The organism is Arthrobacter sp. FW306-1B-F12A (genome assembly GCF_058781865.1).
In genome coordinates, this window is record NZ_JBYSXD010000115.1 from 1 (window position 1) to 859 (window position 859).

An 859-nucleotide genomic window follows, 5' to 3' on the forward strand; every position below is an offset into this window, starting at 1 on the left:
GGTTGTTCGCCGCTGAGCACGGCGAGGGCGTTGTCGGCGGCGAGCATCGCCATTGCGGTGCGCGTCTCCACGGTCGCGGAGCCGAGGTGCGGCACGAGCACCGCGTTCTCCAGGTCCAGCAATTCGGGATGGACCTGGGGCTCACGCTCGAAGACGTCCAGCCCGGCACCGGCGATGACGCCCTCGCGGAGCGCGGACGCGAGTGCCGTTTCGTCGACGATCGGTCCGCGCGCGGTGTTGACGAGGAACGCCGAGCTCTTCATCGCCGCGAGTTGTTCGGCGCCGATCAGATGATGCGTGGCGGGCCCGTACGGGCAGTGCAGCGAGACGACGTCGGACACCGTCAGCAACTCGTCGAGGTCGACCCGCCGTGCGCCAAGCTCGGCGGCGATCACCGGATCGAGCTCGCTGCGCGACTGGTAGACGATGTCCATGCCGAAGGCCTTGGCCCGGCGCGCGGTCGCCTGCCCGATGCCGCCCATGCCGACGACGCCGAGGGTCTTGCCCTGCAGGCTGGACCCGAGCAGGAAGAACATCCCCCACTTCCAGGCCTGGCCGGAGCGGATAAGCCTCTCCCCCTCACCCAGCCGGCGGGTCGCCATGAGGACGAGGCCCATGGCGATGTCGGCGGTTGCCTCCGTGAGCACCCCTGGCGTGTTGGTGGCCACGATGCCCCGTTCCGTACAGGCGGGGACGTCGATGTTGTCATAGCCCACGGCCACGTTCGCGACGACCTTGAGCTGCGGGCCGGCGGCGTCGAGCAGCTCGGCGTCGATGCGTTCGGTGAGCAGGCTCACCACGGCGTCTGCCCCGGCCACCCGGTGCAGGAGCTCCTCGCGGCCGATCGACTCCGAACCCG

1 protein-coding gene is annotated in these 859 nt (G+C 70.1%); it reads right to left on the reverse strand.

Annotated elements, in window-relative coordinates:
* A partial coding sequence (locus AC3WJU_RS22460) for a 2-hydroxyacid dehydrogenase (protein WP_492260928.1) occupies nt 1–859 on the reverse strand: 859 nt, incomplete at both ends.